A 17,762-nucleotide genomic window follows, 5' to 3' on the forward strand; every position below is an offset into this window, starting at 1 on the left:
ATCTGGCTCCATTATATCAATATATTCATCGTCACCTAATCACTTTTCATGTGACCGTCCTATAAATTTTTCAATTTCTGATACTCCTATTGGGCGCCTATCTTATTTCAAAAGCTTTTTTATTTCCTTGTCATTCTGCTTTGTAAAGTCAGAAAGTTCATAGGATCGTATACGTTCCTTAACCATGTTAGAAACAACAAATCCATTCTTAACAAGTGCTGCAAGTCGGTTAATAACGGTCTTATTGGTTACATTAAGATCTTTACTAACTTCAATATCACATACCAAACATGGTCATAAATAACCACTATTTCACAGTATACAAATGATTATTTTAGAATCGAGCCCATCACTGTACTCACAAGATATCCAAATCCAACCGCTGCAACTGCACCTACAGCAAGGGAACTGATAACCTTCGCAATGATTTTACCGACGCTTTCTTTTTTTCTATTGCAATACCGTCACTCTTTCCCATTTTGAAATCACCCTCCTCTACACTCACAATGTAGCCACAACAAGCGTTAGCTAAGCATTCTCAATCCATACTTGCTGTAGCATACTGTATTTTCAGTTGAAAATCAGAGCTGCGAAGCTGCTGAACCTGCCCATGCACCAGCTTTTGCTGCTGTCACAGCCTTTGTTGCGGTACCGATGCCCTGAAGATCGATATACTTATCGTTGCATATCTCGTCTTTCATTACTTTGTAAATGTCTTCGTCAGTAAGCAAACCAAGTTCATTCTCCATAACACCCTGAACATTCTTCAAATCTTTCACAATGTGCAAGCCCACTTTTGATGTGGGAAGTTTGAGTTAATCTCTCTTGCGTATAAGCCCAAAACTTTTTAATCCCCCTTGCGCTCTCCGTTCTTACTTTTGCGCTCCGCTCTGAGTCTTTGGTCGGTCTTGGGTCGCTTTTGTGTTCTATCCCCGGTTGCTCTGCTTTCACCGGATCCCCATCCCTGGCCCTGTTTTAGATCTTGCGCTCCGGCTCCTCGGATCCCGTCTTTTCGCCTTCCTCCCCCGGGCTCCCTGATCTCAGTTTTTTCTCTGCTTTGTTCACGATTTTGCTCTTGGACATAGCCCCGCTTTGTCATACGGCGGACAATTTCATCCACCACCATGCGAACGGTCCGCCGATTGACGGAAACCCTCTCGTCACAGGCCTTCTCATAATAGGGCATTCGCTCTCTTATCAGTCCGGAAATGCCCTTGATCGTCTTCTTCCCCTGCAGGAGCGGTCGGGAGGTATCCTTCTCCACCCTCCTTAAGATGACATAGGGCGAGGCGGTCAGGAGAATGCAGATTCCGTTCTCCTTCATAATGCGGATATTCTCCTGACGCATGGGAACACCTCCGCCGCAGGAGATAATCTGATGTTTGCCCTCTGATATTCTCGCCAGGGTCTCAGACTCAATCCGTCGAAATTCCTCCTCGCCCCTCTCGGCAAAAATCTGCGCGACGGGCATTCCCTGCTCTCGCACAATCATCGAATCTATATCCACAAGCTCCCAGCCGATCCGCCTGCGCAGGGCGCGTGCAATCGTCGATTTCCCAACTCCCATGAAACCGACCAGATAGAGATTCTTAATCATTCTGGTCCTCCGGTGCGGAATAGCGGTGCAAAATCTCCATGACCGTCCTCACATCCTCAATCGGAAACTGCCCCGGCGCCGATGAGGCGCCCATCGAGGCGAAGGTGACGCAAGAGCCGAAGAGTTCGCCTCCGACGCGTGAAATCGCCCCCAGCCGTCCCATGGCCATGGAAATCAGAGGCGTCTGCGTATTTTCAGAGAAGGTAGACGAAGCGTCCAGAAGATGGAGGACATCCCCGCTGCTGTGAGGCATGACAGCGATCTTGACCAGGTCTGCCCCGCTCTCCTCCATGGTCAGCAATGTTGAAATCAGATCCATGGCGGAGGGAGTTTTGTGAAAATCATGCTGACTTGCAATCACTCTGGCGCCTTCCCTCTGCAGCGAGGAGATCAGGTCCTTTTCTCCCTCTTTCTTAAAGAAGTACTCCACATCGATCAGGTCTGCCACATGGGAGGTTGCGACCGCCATCAGACTCTTGGCAAATGCCTTCTCGTCCAGTCTGGCTCTCCCCCCCTGGCTGCTGGTGCGCAGGGTCGCAAGGAGAATGCAATTCTCACAAACAGGTTTTAAATCCATAAGCAGCTGGCGGATCACATTGGTATTGGCCGGATCCTCAAGGTAGTCCAGACGCCACTCGATCATCTGAACGCCCGCCGAAACCAGACGCCTTGCTTCCGCAAGAATCGCCTCCGGGGCAGACTCTGTCACGGAAACACAGATCACCGGAACTCCTTTTCCCAAGGCGATATCTTTGATCACAAGCTCTCTACTCATATTCTTCCCCCCCCTGCTCTAACCTGTCAGCTCTTTTAGATTTTCCCCCGTCGCGCCTTCCTCATCCGTTGAAGACACCTTCTCAAACAGACGCTTTGCGGTTAGATCCATCATAAAACAAGCTTCTTCTCTCTGCAATTCCCATACATCTTTATATGAATTTCCCCTGCAAATTCATATAAATCACCCATATGCATGATTCGATCGAAATCGCGTGCGAATTGAATTGCTTCATCCGGATCACATACGAATTGCCCAATCCATACAAGGCGTTGTAAAATGCCTATCATGAATACAAATTTTCACATGCATAAAAATATTGTTCCGTCGATCTCCGGCCGGACCCGTCTGGCCTGCCTCCTGGGCCACCCGGTAGCTCACTCCATGAGTCCGGCCATGCACAATCTCGCCGCCCAAATCTGCCATGAAGACCTGGCCTATCTGGCTTTCGACACAGACGCCGATCATCTTCCCCTCCTCCTCGATGCCTTAAAAGAGATGAATTTCCTGGGCGCCAACCTGACCATGCCTTTAAAGACAGCGGTCATTCCCTGTCTGGATGAACTCTCTTTGGCCTCCCGCCTCTGTCATTCCGTCAATACCATTGTCAATGACGGGGGACGGCTCATCGGCCACAGCACAGACGGGATCGGATACCTTGACTCCCTGCGCGATGTCGGCTTTGACATCACCGGCAAGACCATGACACTCCTCGGGGCCGGCGGAGCCGCCCGCTCGATTCTGGTCCAGGCAGCCTTAGACGGCATCCAAGAGATTCGGGTCTTTAAGCGCCGCAACCAGACCTTCGAGGCAAGCCACAGCTTCCTGGCGCAAGTTGAGAGGGAGACGGGGACTCCCATTCGGCTTCTGGATATTGCCGATTCAAAGGCTCTGGCCCGATCCATTGCCGGCAGTCAGCTTCTGACCAACGCGACCAGTGTGGGCATGGCGGAGGATCCGCGCAGCCTGGTCGACGCGGACCTCATGCACCCGGGACTCTTCGTCTCCGATATCATTTACCATCCCCTGACCACCCCCCTCCTGGCCCGGGCTAAGGAGAGAGGTCTGGCACATGCCAACGGACTCTACATGCTTCTCTTTCAGGGCGCGGCCTCCTTCAAGCTCTGGACCGGCAGGGACATGCCCGTCGAACAGATCCGATCCCTTTTTACGGAGGCGACCTGAGTTCTGTCGACGATGACTGCGGAGATCGGGAGCTCTTTCTCCTACAGGGCCGCGTGAATGATCTGATAGAATTCCTCATAGGTCTCAATCGCCGGATACTGGGGATAGTCCCTTTTTATCTGGTCGGTCGTTCGAAAGAGAATTCCCAGGGAAGAGGCCGCAATCATATCCAGATCATTGAAGCTGTCGCCGGCCGCGATGGTATCAAAGCCCATCTCCTGCAATTTGCGGACGGTGATCAGCTTGGAGGGCTTGCAGCGCATCTCATAGCCGCTGATCTGTCCTTTCTCATCTACAGTCAGGCGATTGCAGAAAATACTGGGATAGGCAAGCTTCTTCATCAGGGGCATGGCGAACTGCTCGAAGGTGTCGCTCACAATCACAAGCTGCGTCTCTGCCCTCAGCCGATCCAAAAATTCTCTGGCTCCCGGCAGAGGCTCGATCCTGGCGATGGTCTCCTGAATCTCTTTCAGCCCAAGGCCATGTTCGCGCAGAATTCGGATGCGAAACTTCATCAGCTTGTCATAATCCGGCTCATCGCGGGTCGTCCGCGCAAGCTCCTTGATTCCGGTCTGCTCCGCAAACTCAATCCAAATCTCCGGGACTAAAACTCCCTCCAAATCCAGGCATACAATCTTCATCTCTTAACCGTCTTTCCACAAATATCAACAAGAGGCTCATCAAAGGCAAGCCTGCATCAGATAATGCATCCTCTGCATATTGAGCACAATTTTATCATAAGGAGCCATTTGCCACAGTATGATTTGTGATAAAATTCTTGTGTCAACTGCGAAAAGCGCAAACAGCCAAGAAGAAATAATACGCCTATAAACATACCATCTCACAGCGAAAAACGATTCCTGACCGCAACGATCAGAAATCTTAAGGCGATTGCATACGAGGAAATAAAATGGAAATAGAGCGTAAATGGATCGTGACCGACTGGCCCCGGGGACTCTCTCTCCTCTATGAGCAGACCATGCGCCAGGGATATCTGTCCGTCCGCCCCACCGTCCGCATTCGCGAGGAAAAAATGTCCGATGGAGAGACGCACGATATTCTCTGCTTCAAGAGCGGATCGGGAATCGTGCGACGGGAAATAGAGATTGAAATCAGTCCGGATCAATTTCAGGAGCTGGAAGAAATGATCGCCCTCCCTCTCATCCCTAAAATCCGGCGCACCTATGCCCTGTCTGACGGTCTGAAACTGGAGGTCAACCATGTCGACTGCGGATCGGACACCGAATTCTGGTATGCGGAAATCGAATACCCGACGGAAGAGGCCGCCAGGAGCTGGCAGCCCTCGCCTCTTCTGGCCTCTTACCTGGGTAAGGACGTATCAGAAGAGCCCGGTCAATCCATGGGCGCTTACTGGCTTCAGACAAGGGAAAGGCCTTCAACAGGCTGAGTCTCCCTTTCCCGGGTCCTTCCCTTTGCCCGCCTTTGCCCGCAAAATATTTTTTCTGTTGACAAGGCTTCAGATATCCTGTAGTATCATCTGTGTTGCGCAGGAGTGGCGGAATTGGCAGACGCGCAGGCTTCAGGTGCCTGTGGCAGCAATGTCGTGTGGGTTCAAGTCCCATCTCCTGCACTTCGTCATCTGCTTGTCAGATGATATGCGGAAGTGTCGGAACTGGCAGACGAGCAAGACTAAGGATCTTGTGGCAGCAATGTCGTGTGGGTTCAAGTCCCATCTTCCGCATTTCATCAGAGTCCCGGGTTTGAGCCTGGGGCTTTTTTCTTTGTCGAAGTAAGTTTTCTGATTGCGTTGCGTATGGATTTTTCTTTGTGTGACATAGGAACTTTTTTACAGGGAGTACTGGCTTTTTCCTTCCTTTCCCTTCCTAAAAGCGCGTTTTTTCAAGCGAAAAGTGCGGATCCATCTTTCATTGTGTATAATATTTTCAGGAATACGTTTCGATTGATGGGAGGTTACCTATGAATTACGAAGAGCTCATTGAAAGGCGCGAATCCATCCGCAAATACCACGATAAGGCTGTTTCGGACGCTCTGATCGACGAAATCACTGCCTATTTTACTGACAGTGAAAAGCTGATCCCCGAGCTTGAAGTCAGCCTCACGGCCTGCAAGGGCATGGCGGATCGGCTGGAGGGAGTTGTCGGCTACCAGGGCAATGCCTTTCACGCACCCCTCTATTTTGTCATCGCGTCCGCTGAACACGAGCACATGTACATGAACGCCGGCTTCCTGGGAGAGAATCTGATTCTCAAGATGACTGACCTGGGTCTCTCCTCCTGCTGGCTGACCATCGAAGATGTCAAGGCTGCCAGGGCCGCTCTCCGCTGGACCTCTGATCTCATTCCCGCCGCCATTATCGCCTGCGGCTACGGATTCAAGGAGGAGGAAGGTCCTCGCCTGGATATCAAGACCATGTCTGATGTCAAAGTATCCTCCCGCAAGGGGCATATCGCACCCAAGATCTCTCTGCAGGAGATCGCCTACAAGGACAAATGGGGTCAGATGGTAAAAGACTGGACTTCTGACGAGGTTGACCCGGACCTGGGCAAGGGACTCTACGCGGCAAGCCTCGCTCCCTCTCTTCTTAACCGTCAGGCCTATCGCTTCATCGACACCGGCAAATATCTCTATCTGATCGCCAAATCCGATGATATCCAGTCCGATGAAGACCAGAGACTGGATCTGGGCGCCGCCATGCTCAACTTCCGCATCGTCTACAAGCAGTACAATGCCCTCTCCAAAAACTGGTCCTTTGGGGCGGATAAGACGGCGGCGGAATTGGGCGCGCCCGAGGAGTATGAGACGGTAGCGACCTATACTCTCTTCTGATCTCTGATTCACAGACGGATACTCTTTCCCGCGAAATTTGAGGCGAAAAATTTAAGGGGCACAATTTGAGGGGCAGTGAAGAAATGAGTTTTCATTTCTTTACTGCCCCTCTCATACCTGTGCCGGAAAATCTTTCTGAGATCCGCAATCCTATGTCCTGAATCAGGTCAAGACAATCATCTTTTTTTTAATGGAAACGACAAATGTCGTAATGGGGATCAACAGATAAATATTAAGTATGACATAGGCCATAACCATACCGGGATTGGCCTGCAAATAGATACAAAAAGAGACGGCCGCTTTTCAGCGCCTTAAAATCACATAGATCCTCCGTCTCTCTCCCATGTCGATCTCCCGTTCCAGGCGGAACTGGTCATGCAGACGAATCTGCTTTCTCACCAGATCTCCCTGATCGGTCAGCAGCATGATCCGTCCATCCCCGGCCAAAATCCCAACAGCCTGATCAAAGAAGGCCCGATAGAAACGCTCCCGCTCTTGCCTTTGTCCAGCCTCCATCTGCGGCGCTTCTGTCAGAATCTCATCAAATGGATAATCGTGTCTGAAATCAAAAAAGCTGCGGTTGATATACTGAACGCGCAGACCGGCCGCGGCCGCGTTTTCTCTGCCCTCCGCAACTGCCTTCCCATAGGTGTCCAGGGCATAAGAATCCGCCTCCTGCCTCCCCAAAGGCAAAATTCCAAGCGTATAGGCCCGCTCGATCAAGAGGCTTCCCACCCCTGCCAGAGGATCGATGACCTGGTGGTCTTTGCGCAGATAAGGCGCAAGCAGTTCTGTCATCTGGGCCGCCTTATAGGGGGCCATGGATGTTGGCTCTGCATGCAGCCGATAGGCAAAGCGCTGATCCTGATAGAGGGAGGGCTTCAGATAGACCCGATATGTTCCGTCTCGCTTTGCCGCCAGAAGAATCTCCAGCTGATAGTTTCCCGGGACATTGATCAGACGATGATTTGACTTCTCCTCAATCTGCGCTGCCAGAAGGCGGATCCAGCTTGCGTCAGACCCCTCCTGCTTTTCCTCAGCTCTTTTCTTTTCCTTTCTCACCGGCTTCATCCATGAAACGCGAAAGCGATAAGAAGCTTTTCCTGTCCCCACCTTCTCCTGTCTCTTATCCCTCTCATCCCGAGCATAGATCTCATCCAGAATCGGCAGAAGCTTAGACCTGCAGATAGCCTCCGCAGCCCCTTTTCTGTCGATAACAGCCCCCTTTCGCAGAGGGAGATAGAAGAGAAAATCCCGATATGTCCGACAGGCCAGCACCTGCTCATAGTTGTTCTCTGCCACCCTGACCCGCAGCCCTCTCGGAACAATCCTTGAAGCCCTCGGATCCTTCAGAATTCCATCCACTCTCTTTTTCAGGAGATCAGAAATATAGGGCTGGCATTCCAGAAGGATCTCCCTCTCACTTGCAATCCCCCTCCAATGAAGAGAGGATTCACTGATATCCTTCCTGTGCAAGATCGCCTCCAGTGCCTGCCGCTCCGCCCGAATATGAGCCAGTTCCTCCGGGGACCACTGTTTCTCCCGCAGCTGATCCAGACGCTTTTTCATCTCACCCATATAGGGGGAACAATCCGTCAGGGCAAGCGCCTTGAGATAAATGCTGCGGACAAAGAGGGTTTTCTCCTTCAGATATGCCCTCCACAGGATCCCGCCAATCCGGCCGGACCAGTCCTCATCAGCTTCCGATAGAAGAAGATCTCCCGCCAGATTCGCCGCATTCTTGCGGACCTTGGCATCCTCGTTCTCGAAAAAGGAGAGCCAGTCCCTCTCCTTCCATTCCCCGCGAATCTGATTCTTATATGCCTGTGCCCCTGCGCCTTTCTCCTTTGTTCCTGACTTGGACTTCTCCCGCAGGATCTCCCGAAGCAGAGACAGATTTTGCCGAATCTTTCTCTCCTCTCGGATATCACTTAAGATTTCATTGATATTCTGCCCGCTCATTGCGTCTCCCCTGTCAGCCATCCTCTTTTATTCAGTATAGACGATAAATGCGTCTATGTGCTAATTGCCCAGTGGCTATGTGATAATTGACCTATAGATTGCATGCAATATATCTGTTTCTTGTGAGTTTGCCCAAGAGAGCTTTTTGTGGCAGCAATACCGACAAGGACATAACGTTTCTCCCCCGATATTTTTGTCTATATTCTCCCTTGTTGCATTTTCTTAGCCCTGCTATATTATACGTGACCTAAGAAATACACCCCCTAATCGTATTTCTTAAGTCACTTCCCCTTTTATATTATTATACCCCCCTTTTTAAGGTAGCTGATCCCCCTCAGCTGCCTTATCTTTTTGCTCTCTTTTGCCCTATAACCCTAATGATGGTATTACAGGACAAGAGCTGTCGGCCAAAACCTCTGTATGCCCTGTCTGTGCGTACCGGTTACAAAACAGACATCCTCCTCTTAACTCTCTTCCAGAGTCTGGCCGTCAGAAGAACCACTGTTATCACCGCCAGCAGAAGGATGATTTCTGTTACAACTGTCCCCATCCAATGATTGACAAGTACGGCCAGGGTATCAAAGAGAAAATGCAGGCCAAAGGCCAATATAAAATATTTCTTTTCTCTCCTGGTCACAGCCAGCCAGACGAAGACGGACAGGCAGATCTGCAGAGAGATGGCGCTGATCCTCTCCACAGCTCCCAGCAGAAAAACCGGTGCCGGCGACACAATCAATTTTTGCACTGCCTCCTGCATCTGAACCTGAGCGGTCTGGGGCAGTTTCTGGATCAGACCCTCCATCATCCCCCGGTTAATCATGAAAGAGTAGGCCAGATTATTGATCATGGTGATGGTCAGCAATACAATCGCCTCAATCCCTCCATGCCCAGCCCCATACATGAGGGCATTTGACGGATTGTTCCACTGTTTCTTCATGAGAAAACGCATAGCCAGATAGCGGCCAACCTCCTCAAAGAGGGCTGCCATCACTCCTCCATATATCCCATAGGCAATGAAATTCTCTCCAATCGGCTCATGCAGTGGCGATTGAGCTACCAGCTTGTGAACGCCACTCTCCAACACAAAGGCGAAGAGAATCATAACAGCGGCTCCGATCCCGGCAGATATTAAATCCGCCCCTTTTCTGCGCCTGAAGAAAATAATCAAAGCCAGGGGAATCATAAGAGCAATTGTCCCGGAGACAGCCATAAAAATCATTGATAACATTGAAACTTGCGCATGCATACGTTCTTTCCTCGTATAATCATCACTGCAGCTGTCTGTACAGCTCCTCTGTCAATCGGTCATTCTCCCCTGTAATGTAGTAGGTCTTCTGATCCGCGCGGATCCGCAGGATGACCCTGGCATCCCTTCGCACAAAGAGTTGACAGCCCTTCTCCTGACCCACGCGAAAGGTTCCCTTGAGGTATTCATCTGTCGCTGATCCGTTCGTCCTTACAATGGGCTCCGGCATCTGCTCTAAGAGCTCCGTATCTCTCACATCCGTTTTCCTGATCCTCTCATTGACAATCAATTGCCGGCAAACGACCTCATCTTCCTGGACCTGCGCCCTCATGGGCAGGGTCTCCTCCACCGCAAAGAATCCCAGAAATACAAACACAGCAACTATGACAAGTCCTAAAAAGGCCATGGCCCACTTCCCCGCAGGCCTGGCCAGATTCATGGTCGAGCCGATTCCGACTCGCTTCTCTACCATGTTGCGGGAGTCCTTCGGATTATAGTAGAACATGCCCCAGATCCAATGTGCGTCGTCATCATCGCCAAGGAACATCTGCCCCTGATATTTCCTGTCAATCTGATACATCCGATATGCCAGCAGGGCAATGACCAGAATGACCAAGAGGAAATAGGCTATGAACCCCGCAATGCTGGCAAATTCACCCAGACGCAAATTTCCCTGATTCACAGTATAAGCCGCGCCAATCGCCAGGGGCAGACAAGTCGAAAGAATCATCAGTTCAAGCATGGCCTTTGCCATGACTTTTTTTCTGGCCCGGTTATAATTGGCATTCACTGCGCTGTCAGCTGAGATCACCCGATTGCGCAGGCGGTCCATGAAAAAGGAAAAAAGGGCAATCAGGCACTGACATCCCATAAGGGCCCAAAAAGCAGGCTTTAAATCCGGCTGGCTTTTCCCCAGGCAGACCGTCAGGACCAGGTTAACCAGAAGCACTCCTGCAAATGGCAGGGGATGAAGGCCGTGAACCCTGCCGCTGTTGGTCAGATCCGCGTAGACAATCTGAGGCCTATTCTCCTCCTTCTTATAGAGGGCCTTAATTCTTCGAATCGTTCGATTCCCGCATCCATAGAGGAAAAAGGTTAAAAACATATCCAGAAAAATCAGCAGCATCCAAAAGATCTCTGCCAAAAACATTCTTGGCAGCAGGCAGATCAAAAGAACCAGGACTGCCTCCGCCGCCAGGGTCTGCCAGCATCTCCTGCGTATCCGCCGAATGATCGGTTCAATTTGCCTGTGAAACTCCTGGTTGGGCCAGCGCAGTTCCACAGGGATGCTCGCGCCGAAAATCACGTTTTCTCTGCCGGCTTCAGCCCAAATCATGAACCATCTTGTCAACAGAGATACCGAAATAAAAGGCAACAGGAAGATTAAATTCCAGAGACATAACAGCTTCATGATTCCACCTCCGCATAAATCTGATCGACAACCTGAATGAAATCCGCCCTCTTCATACCAGACAGCCTGGCCTCTGAAATGATCCGTTCCAGTTCCCTCCGGTTGACTAGGGACAGCCTTTTACTCTCAGTCATCTTCTCTCGGACCCGGGCCCCTCTCTTTCGTTCGGTCACAATATAGCCCTCCGCCTTTAGGGTCTGATAGGCCTTACTGACCGTCATGACATTGACGCCAATCTCCGCCGCCAGAGCCCGCACCGTGGGCAGCTGTTCTCCAGCCGCCAGCTCTCCGCTGGAAATCCCATAGACAATCTGATTTCTGATCTGCTGATAGATGGGAATGTCAATCCCCTCTTCAATGCGAAGAATCATTGCTATCCCTCCTTTCTCTAATTTCTATTTGTATCATATATGATAATACAAATAGTTTATTTGTCAAGACCTGCCACTGACTAAATAATCCACATGCCACTGACTAGACCATCTACAATCCACAGACTCCAAACGACAAGCTGTTTCATGAATAAAGAGACCGTGATGAAATGAATTCTCATTTCATCACGGCCTCTTTGAAAAGCTTTTTATTTTCTTGTTCTTACGCGCTCAGATAAATCCGGCCCGCATCAGGGTGCCAGAGAGGGAATCCGCAAATGCTGCTGTCAGCAGACTTCAAAAATCCAGCCCTCCGGCGCCTCAATGATTCCCTCCTGGATTCCGAGCAAGGTCTGGCGCAGTTTGGTCATCCAGGGGCCCATCTCCTCCATGCCAGAGGCAAAGCAGATATCCTTGCCGTGGTCATGAATCTTGCCGATGGGGCTGATGACGGCTGCCGTTCCGCAGAGTCCGCACTCCTTGAACGAGCCCTCTCTCACTTCCTGAATCGTCACCGGTCTCTCATCGACCTTCATCCCGAGATAGTGCTCGGCAACATACACCAGGCTTCTTCTGGTGACGGAGGGGAGAATGGAATCTGACTTTGGAACAATCAGATGATCGTCCTGGTCAATCAAAAGGATATTTGCGCCGCCTGTCTCCTCCAGGTATGTGCGCGTCGCGGGATCCAGGTAGATATTCTCCGCGAATCCCTCCCTGTGCGCTTCCATAATCGCCTTGAGAGACATCGCGTAGTTGAGACCTGCCTTGATATTCCCGGTCCCATGGGGAGCCGCGCGATCATAGTCGGTGATTCTGACATAGATCGGTTTGGCGCCGCCCTTGAAATAGGGGCCGACCGGAGTCGTAAAGACACGATACTGATAGTCATCTGCGGGCTTGACACCAATGACCGGACTGATACCGAACATATAGGGGCGGACATAGAGCGTTGCCCCTGATCCGTAGGGGGGAACCCAGGACTCATTGGCCGCGACAACCTGGCGGATGGAATCTAAGAACTGATCTTCTGAGAGAGGGGGCATCTCCAGGCGAACCGCGGAATCGTGCAGGCGTCTGGCATTTAAGTTCGGGCGGAAGCAGACGACGCGGCCGTCTTTGGTCTCATAGGCCTTGAGTCCTTCAAAGACTGTCTGCGCGTACTGCAGAACGCCCGCGTCCTCACTCATGACGATATTGGCATCGTCCACAAGAGCGCCCTCATCCCACTGACCGGTCTCCCCGGTGTAATTGGCGACATATCTCTTATCGGTCTTCATATATGTGAAACCGAGATTACTCCAATCCAGATTCTGCTTTGCCATATCTTCCTCATTTCTCAGACAGATCTCCTGTAACGTGCCTTTTATTATAGATCAAACGCACACAAAAATGGGGGCGAAAATGCTTCGCTCCCATTCCTTTTATTCTCTCAGCCGGGCCCTGAGGACAACCGGATTGTGGTCTGAGGCATGAAAATTCAGATCCTGGGTCTGCGTACTCTCTACCGTCACATTCTCAGAGCAGATAAAGCCGTCAATAATGTAAAACTGAAAGTCCTTTTGATCCGCCCCGGCCAGTGGATGATCCAGACTGCGACAGGATGCCGTCCCGGAATCCATTAAAAGCTGCATACCTTCCCCGAAATCCGCGGAATTAATGATTCCCGGCTCCCATTTTCCCTCATGGAGCGGGAAAGCGGAGGAATCCACATTTGAGAAAATCTGATTGAAATCTCCTCCTGCAATCACATAATTCCCAGCTTCGGTCTCCTTCTCCAGCAGTTCTCTGAGCACCTTTGTCTGGGCCAGCTTCCCCTCCCCGTCATCGTAAGCCTCCAGATGCAGGTTGACCAGAACCAGTTCTTTGCCATTGGATACCGGAATGCGGTGAACCGCCAGACAGCGCTTTAAGTTTCCCAGGCGATTTGGCCAGGAAAAGGGGTTGGGCAGAGAGGTCCGGCTGGCATCCCGAATCTGATATCTGCTCAGCGTCACAAGCCCTGAATTCACCTTCCCGATCGGGGGCAGGGGATAGGGGATGAATGCAACTTTAAAATTATATGCGAATGTCATCTGTCCCCGGGGCATGGCCTGACCCAGAATCTGACTTTCATCTATCCCATAGGACCGGTGCGAATTGACATCGACCTCCTGAAACAGGGCAAAATCAGGATTTATCTTCTTTACCTCAGTGACAATTTCATTGAGATTCTCCTTCACCCGGTCCTGGCTGGCAGTCTTGACTCCCTTACCCCCGTCCATGAAGAAGTCCGCGTTGTCTCCCAGGGCTCCGTACCCCACATTCCAGCTGAGCACCGACAGCAAGTCCCCGGCCTTGAGCTCCTCTTTCGTCCCTTTCTGATTCTCCGCACTTTTGTCTGTCTTCTCGCCCGCTTGATTCTCGGTCCCGTTAACAGCAATGGTCTCTCTGGCATCCGGCCTATATTCTGTCACCGTCAGATAGGCTACAAGCAGGCAAAAGGCGATCAGCAATGTCAGAGGAATCCCGACTAAAATCCCAATCACCCTTCGGATGATCCTGTGACCCTGCCTGGATTCCCGGTCTCTTTCTCCCCTGCGAATTCTTCCCCTCATATTTTCTCCTCAGATCCCCTCATGTCCCTAATCACTTAAAAGAAGCTCTTTTCTGACGCATCGATAACTCGCATGTTTCTACGCACCGGTAAGCTATCCCTTTCTACGCGCCGATAACTTGTCTCTTTCTACTATAGCATAGGCCTCATCAGTCGTGTGAATATTATTTTCACCACTCTATTTGATTAGAAAAGCAAATTCTGCCATTTCTAATTCCAAGTGCAGTAAGCTTTCGCCTTGCACTGCCTCACTTATTTTGCGTTTTCCTGAACAAAAGGTAAGCGCAAAATAAATGAAAGCGGCTCAATTCCCATCCGCAGGGGCTTGAGCCGACTTTTATCAACACATTTTATCTTGTATTTTTCGCCTGTTTACCTATCCCCCGTCTGTTTAGCCATTCTTCATCTATTTGACTATCCCTCGTCTGTTTGACCATCCTTTGTCTGTTCAACGAACGATAAGGGGCGAACAGATCCTTCCGTAAATCGGTCTTACTCTCATTCCTTGATCTTTTCCTGGCCATCGGAAAGCGTCTTCAGATACAACTCCTCCAGCTGCTTATCATCGACCGGGCCAGGCGCCTGGGTCATCAGGTCAGAGGCGTCCTTGACCTTGGGGAAGGCAATCACATCGCGGATCGAATCCGCACTGGTCATAAGCATAATCATCCGATCCAGGCCGAAGGCCAGACCGGCGTGCGGGGGAACCCCATACTCAAAAGCTGTCAAGAGGAAACCGAAGCGGTCACGGGCCTCTTCCAGAGAAAAGCCCAATGCTTTGAACATGCGCTCCTGGATATCGTCCTGGTGAATTCGAATGGATCCTCCTCCCAGCTCGACGCCATTTAAGACAATATCATAGGCCTTGGACCGAATCGAGCTCAAATCCCCACTCTCCAGCTTGTCCAAATCCTCCTCGTAGGGCATGGTGAAGGGATGGTGCATGGCCAGGAAACGATTCTGCTCATCAGACCACTCGAAAGCAGGAAAATCGACAACCCAGAGAAAGTTGAACTGGTCCTCGGGAATCAATTCCAATTCTCTTGCCAGAGTCAGGCGAATCTGTCCCAATACCTCTACCGCGGTCTTGAAGCGGTCCGCCGTAAAGAGAAGCAGATCACCTGCCTGCGCGTCCATAGCCTTTATCAGGTCGCTCATCTTCTCTTCGCTCATGAACTTGGAGAAGGAGGACTTGACCGTGTCGTCAGACCTGCACTGAATATAAGCTAAGCCCTTTGCCCCGCAGGCTTTTGCCAAATCGACCAGTTTATCGATCTTCTTGCGTCCCATATCCCCCTGTCCTCTGACATTGATGCCGCGGACGGTTCCCTTGGACGCAAGCGCAGACGTAAAGACGCTGAAGCCGCAGTCTGCAACCACATCGGATACATCTATCAGCTCCATGCCAAAGCGGGTGTCCGGCTTATCGGAGCCAAAGCGCTCCATTGCCTCCTGCCAGGTCATACGTGGAATGGGATCGGGGATCTCGACGCCGATCGCGTCACGGAAAACATTCCTAAGGAGCCTGGAGGTTGTCTCAAGCACATCCTCCATATCGACAAAAGACATCTCCAGATCCACCTGGGTGAATTCGGGCTGACGGTCGGCGCGCAGATCCTCATCCCGAAAACAGCGGGCAATCTGGAAATAGCGGTCGAAACCGGATACCATCAGGAGCTGCTTAAAGAGCTGTGGGCTCTGGGGCAACGCGTAGAAAGAGCCGGGATGAACGCGGGAGGGAACCAGGTAGTCTCTTGCCCCCTCCGGCGTGGACTTCTGAAGCATGGGCGTCTCAATCTCCAGAAAACCGTCCTCCGCCATGTATTTTCGGATCAGATTTGTCACCTGAGACCGCAGGATCAGATTCTTCTGCATCTCGGGACGGCGCAGATCCAGATAGCGGTACTTGAGGCGCAGCTCATCCTTGGTCTTGATCCCATCCTCAATGGGAAAGGGAGGAACCTCAGACTCACTCAACACGCGAATTGACTCCGCGGCCAGCTCAATGGATCCGGTCTTTAAATTCTCATTGATCGCCGCTTCCCTCTTCTGTACCCTTCCGGTGACAGCAAGCACATACTCACTTCTGACTCCGCCGGCCCTTGCAAAGCCCTCGCTTCCCACAATCTTCTCATCAAAGAGAATCTGCATCAGCCCGGACCGGTCGCGCAGGTCCACAAAGATCAGACTGCCCAGATTGCGCCGCTTCTGTACCCAGCCCATCAGGGTAACCGTCTGTCCGATATTGGCCTCTGAGAGCTCCGCGCAGCGACAGCTGCGGTGCAAACCCTGCATTGATTCTGCCATTGATATCCTTCTTTCTGTGTCATGCGGACAATCTGACCGCAAGTATTCCCTTGTCATGAACTGTGGAATGCAGGCTCAGCAAACATTCCTGTCGTCATGAATCAAAACGCAGAGGAATCCGATTCATCGCGGTTATAAAACTCAACAAATTCCTCATATCCTTCGGCGGCCAGCTGCTCCTTCTGGAACCTCTTGTTCTTGTTCATGCGAACAAGGAGCACCTGGTCTCCTGCCTCTCTGGCCTCTCTGGCCTGCTTGATAACAGAGACCAGTTTCTGAACCGGGTACTTCTTCTCCACCAGGTAAGCAACCTTCCTGCCGCCTCCCGGGACTTGAAAATCAGACTCTAACAAAAGCATGATAATGCGCTCAAAGCCGATTGAAAAACCGCAGGCCGGCGTGTCCTGGCCGGTGAAGCCGCCGACCATCTTATCATATCGGCCGCCGCCGCCGCAGGAGCCCCCGAACTCCGGAATCGCGATCTCAAAAATGGTCCCGGTATAGTAGCTCATCCCCCGCACCAGGGTGGGGTCGAAAACCAGGGTGAAATCTGCCTCCTTCGCTTCATTTACAGCAGTCGCTATCTCCTTTAGAGAACGGGCAACCTCCTCGTCCAGGAAGCTTCCCAGAGCAGCCAGCAGATAGTCGACCCCGTCGACCAGGTCTTTTTTGTCCGACAGACTCTCAAAGAGTTCCAGATACTTGTCTACAACCGCGTCATTATAGTCCTCTTTTAGTTTCTCCGCCACACCGTCCAGACCAATCTTATCCATCTTATCCAGGGTGATGAAGATCTCGTCATAGTCGGACTCGGGGAATCCGGCATAGGAGGCCATAGCCTTCAAAATACGGCGCTCATTGATCCGGATTTCAAAATTCTTGAATCCGATTCTTCCTATGCAGGTCGTCGTGGCTAAGATCAGCTCGATTTCAGCCAAGTTCGACGGTTCCCCTAAAATATCGATGTCGCACTGGGTGAACTGGCGAAAGCGCCCCCTCTGTGTGTGCTCCGCCCGCCATACATTCCCAATCTGCAGAGCCTTAAACGGCTTAGGCAGGTCGTTGGCATGGTTGGCATAAAAGCGGGACAGGGGCACCGTCAGATCATAGCGCATCCCGTAATCCACGATGTCCTCCTCGGTCTGAGCAGTATCCAGATGCAGCTTCTCCCCTCTCTTGAGAACTTTAAAAATCAACTTCTCATTCTCACCGCCCTGCTTGTTGCTCAGATTGGCAATGTTCTCCATACAGGGCGTCTCGATGGGTGTAAAACCGAAACTGCGATAGGTCTCCTTGATGATCCCTGTCACATAATCGCGAATCTCCTCCTCGCGGGGCAGGATATCCTTCATTCCGTTGACCGGCTTCTTGCTCAGAGCCATGTTCTTCCTCCAGTTCTTCTGCGTCTCAGGCAGCCTTCTTGCCGCGCTCCAGTCTGTTTAAGGGCGGCGCCATCACTTCTTCCTGGCCTGCTTGCGCTTTAAGGCCGCAAGCTGCTGCGCCA

The 17,762-nt window shown here is 51.3% G+C and carries 15 protein-coding genes and 2 tRNA genes; 5 read left to right on the top strand and 12 right to left on the bottom strand.

Going from position 1 to position 17,762, the window contains the following annotated elements:
* Positions 1 to 581: 581 nt before the first annotated feature.
* The 3 genes from GCWU000342_RS01705 to aroD form a co-directional block, all read right to left on the bottom strand.
* Complete coding sequence (locus GCWU000342_RS01705) at positions 582 to 779, bottom strand: hypothetical protein (RefSeq protein ID WP_156784466.1); 198 nt, start codon at positions 777 to 779, stop codon at positions 582 to 584.
* Positions 780 to 847: 68 nt separating this feature from the next.
* Positions 848 to 1,597 carry a shikimate kinase gene (locus GCWU000342_RS01710; RefSeq protein ID WP_006905465.1) on the bottom strand — a complete coding sequence of 250 codons (750 nt, stop codon included), beginning with the start codon at positions 1,595 to 1,597 and terminating at the stop codon, positions 848 to 850.
* Positions 1,590 to 2,372, bottom strand: a complete 783-nt coding sequence (gene aroD, locus GCWU000342_RS01715; protein WP_006905466.1) for a type I 3-dehydroquinate dehydratase — start codon at positions 2,370 to 2,372, stop codon at positions 1,590 to 1,592. Before aroD ends, GCWU000342_RS01710 begins: the two co-directional genes overlap by 8 nt.
* A 279-nt stretch (positions 2,373 to 2,651) precedes the next feature.
* On the opposite strand from aroD, the gene GCWU000342_RS01725 reads away from it, so the two are divergent.
* Positions 2,652 to 3,557 (top strand): shikimate dehydrogenase family protein, encoded by a 906-nt coding sequence (locus tag GCWU000342_RS01725; protein ID WP_242649963.1) that lies wholly within the window; start codon positions 2,652 to 2,654, stop codon positions 3,555 to 3,557.
* A gap of 41 nt (positions 3,558 to 3,598) precedes the next feature.
* Here GCWU000342_RS01725 and thrH read toward each other — a convergent pair whose 3' ends face one another.
* Positions 3,599 to 4,198 (bottom strand): bifunctional phosphoserine phosphatase/homoserine phosphotransferase ThrH, encoded by a 600-nt coding sequence (gene thrH / locus GCWU000342_RS01730; protein WP_006905469.1) that lies wholly within the window; start codon positions 4,196 to 4,198, stop codon positions 3,599 to 3,601.
* Positions 4,199 to 4,467: 269 nt separating this feature from the next.
* Between thrH and GCWU000342_RS01735 the strand changes: the two genes are divergently transcribed.
* From GCWU000342_RS01735 to GCWU000342_RS01750, 4 genes are all read left to right on the top strand, one after another.
* Positions 4,468 to 4,965 (top strand): CYTH domain-containing protein, encoded by a 498-nt coding sequence (locus GCWU000342_RS01735; RefSeq protein WP_006905471.1) that lies wholly within the window; start codon positions 4,468 to 4,470, stop codon positions 4,963 to 4,965.
* 99 nt (positions 4,966 to 5,064) lie between these two features.
* Positions 5,065 to 5,148 (top strand) — tRNA-Leu (locus tag GCWU000342_RS01740).
* Positions 5,149 to 5,175: 27 nt separating this feature from the next.
* A tRNA-Leu gene (locus tag GCWU000342_RS01745) sits at positions 5,176 to 5,259 on the top strand.
* A 236-nt stretch (positions 5,260 to 5,495) separates the two neighbouring features.
* Entirely contained in the window at positions 5,496 to 6,365 is an 870-nt protein-coding gene (locus GCWU000342_RS01750) for a nitroreductase family protein (RefSeq protein ID WP_006905472.1), read from the top strand.
* A gap of 303 nt (positions 6,366 to 6,668) precedes the next feature.
* Here GCWU000342_RS01750 and GCWU000342_RS01755 read toward each other — a convergent pair whose 3' ends face one another.
* From GCWU000342_RS01755 to hisS, 8 genes are all read right to left on the bottom strand, one after another.
* Complete coding sequence (locus GCWU000342_RS01755) at positions 6,669 to 8,327, bottom strand: TRM11 family methyltransferase (protein ID WP_169304657.1); 1,659 nt, start codon at positions 8,325 to 8,327, stop codon at positions 6,669 to 6,671.
* A 442-nt stretch (positions 8,328 to 8,769) separates the two neighbouring features.
* Complete coding sequence (locus tag GCWU000342_RS01760) at positions 8,770 to 9,555, bottom strand: YhfC family intramembrane metalloprotease (protein ID WP_169304658.1); 786 nt, start codon at positions 9,553 to 9,555, stop codon at positions 8,770 to 8,772.
* A 40-nt stretch (positions 9,556 to 9,595) separates the two neighbouring features.
* Entirely contained in the window at positions 9,596 to 10,909 is a 1,314-nt protein-coding gene (locus GCWU000342_RS01765; protein WP_169304659.1) for a DUF5808 domain-containing protein, read from the bottom strand.
* A 71-nt stretch (positions 10,910 to 10,980) separates the two neighbouring features.
* Positions 10,981 to 11,355 (bottom strand): GntR family transcriptional regulator, encoded by a 375-nt coding sequence (locus GCWU000342_RS01770; protein ID WP_006905476.1) that lies wholly within the window; start codon positions 11,353 to 11,355, stop codon positions 10,981 to 10,983.
* Positions 11,356 to 11,642: 287 nt separating this feature from the next.
* On the bottom strand, positions 11,643 to 12,680 hold the full coding sequence (locus GCWU000342_RS01775; protein WP_006905477.1) for a branched-chain amino acid aminotransferase: 1,038 nt from the start codon (positions 12,678 to 12,680) through the stop codon (positions 11,643 to 11,645).
* A gap of 99 nt (positions 12,681 to 12,779) precedes the next feature.
* Complete coding sequence (locus GCWU000342_RS01780) at positions 12,780 to 13,952, bottom strand: endonuclease/exonuclease/phosphatase family protein (RefSeq protein WP_006905478.1); 1,173 nt, start codon at positions 13,950 to 13,952, stop codon at positions 12,780 to 12,782.
* Positions 13,953 to 14,449: 497 nt separating this feature from the next.
* A complete protein-coding gene (gene aspS / locus GCWU000342_RS01785) occupies positions 14,450 to 16,258 on the bottom strand; it encodes an aspartate--tRNA ligase (RefSeq protein ID WP_006905479.1) in 1,809 nt (602 codons plus the stop codon).
* 101 nt (positions 16,259 to 16,359) lie between these two features.
* A complete protein-coding gene (hisS, locus tag GCWU000342_RS01790; protein ID WP_006905480.1) occupies positions 16,360 to 17,640 on the bottom strand; it encodes a histidine--tRNA ligase in 1,281 nt (426 codons plus the stop codon).
* Positions 17,641 to 17,762: the final 122 nt, after the last annotated feature.

Source organism: Shuttleworthella satelles DSM 14600, from assembly GCF_000160115.1.
Classification (GTDB): domain Bacteria; phylum Bacillota; class Clostridia; order Lachnospirales; family Lachnospiraceae; genus Shuttleworthia; species Shuttleworthia satelles.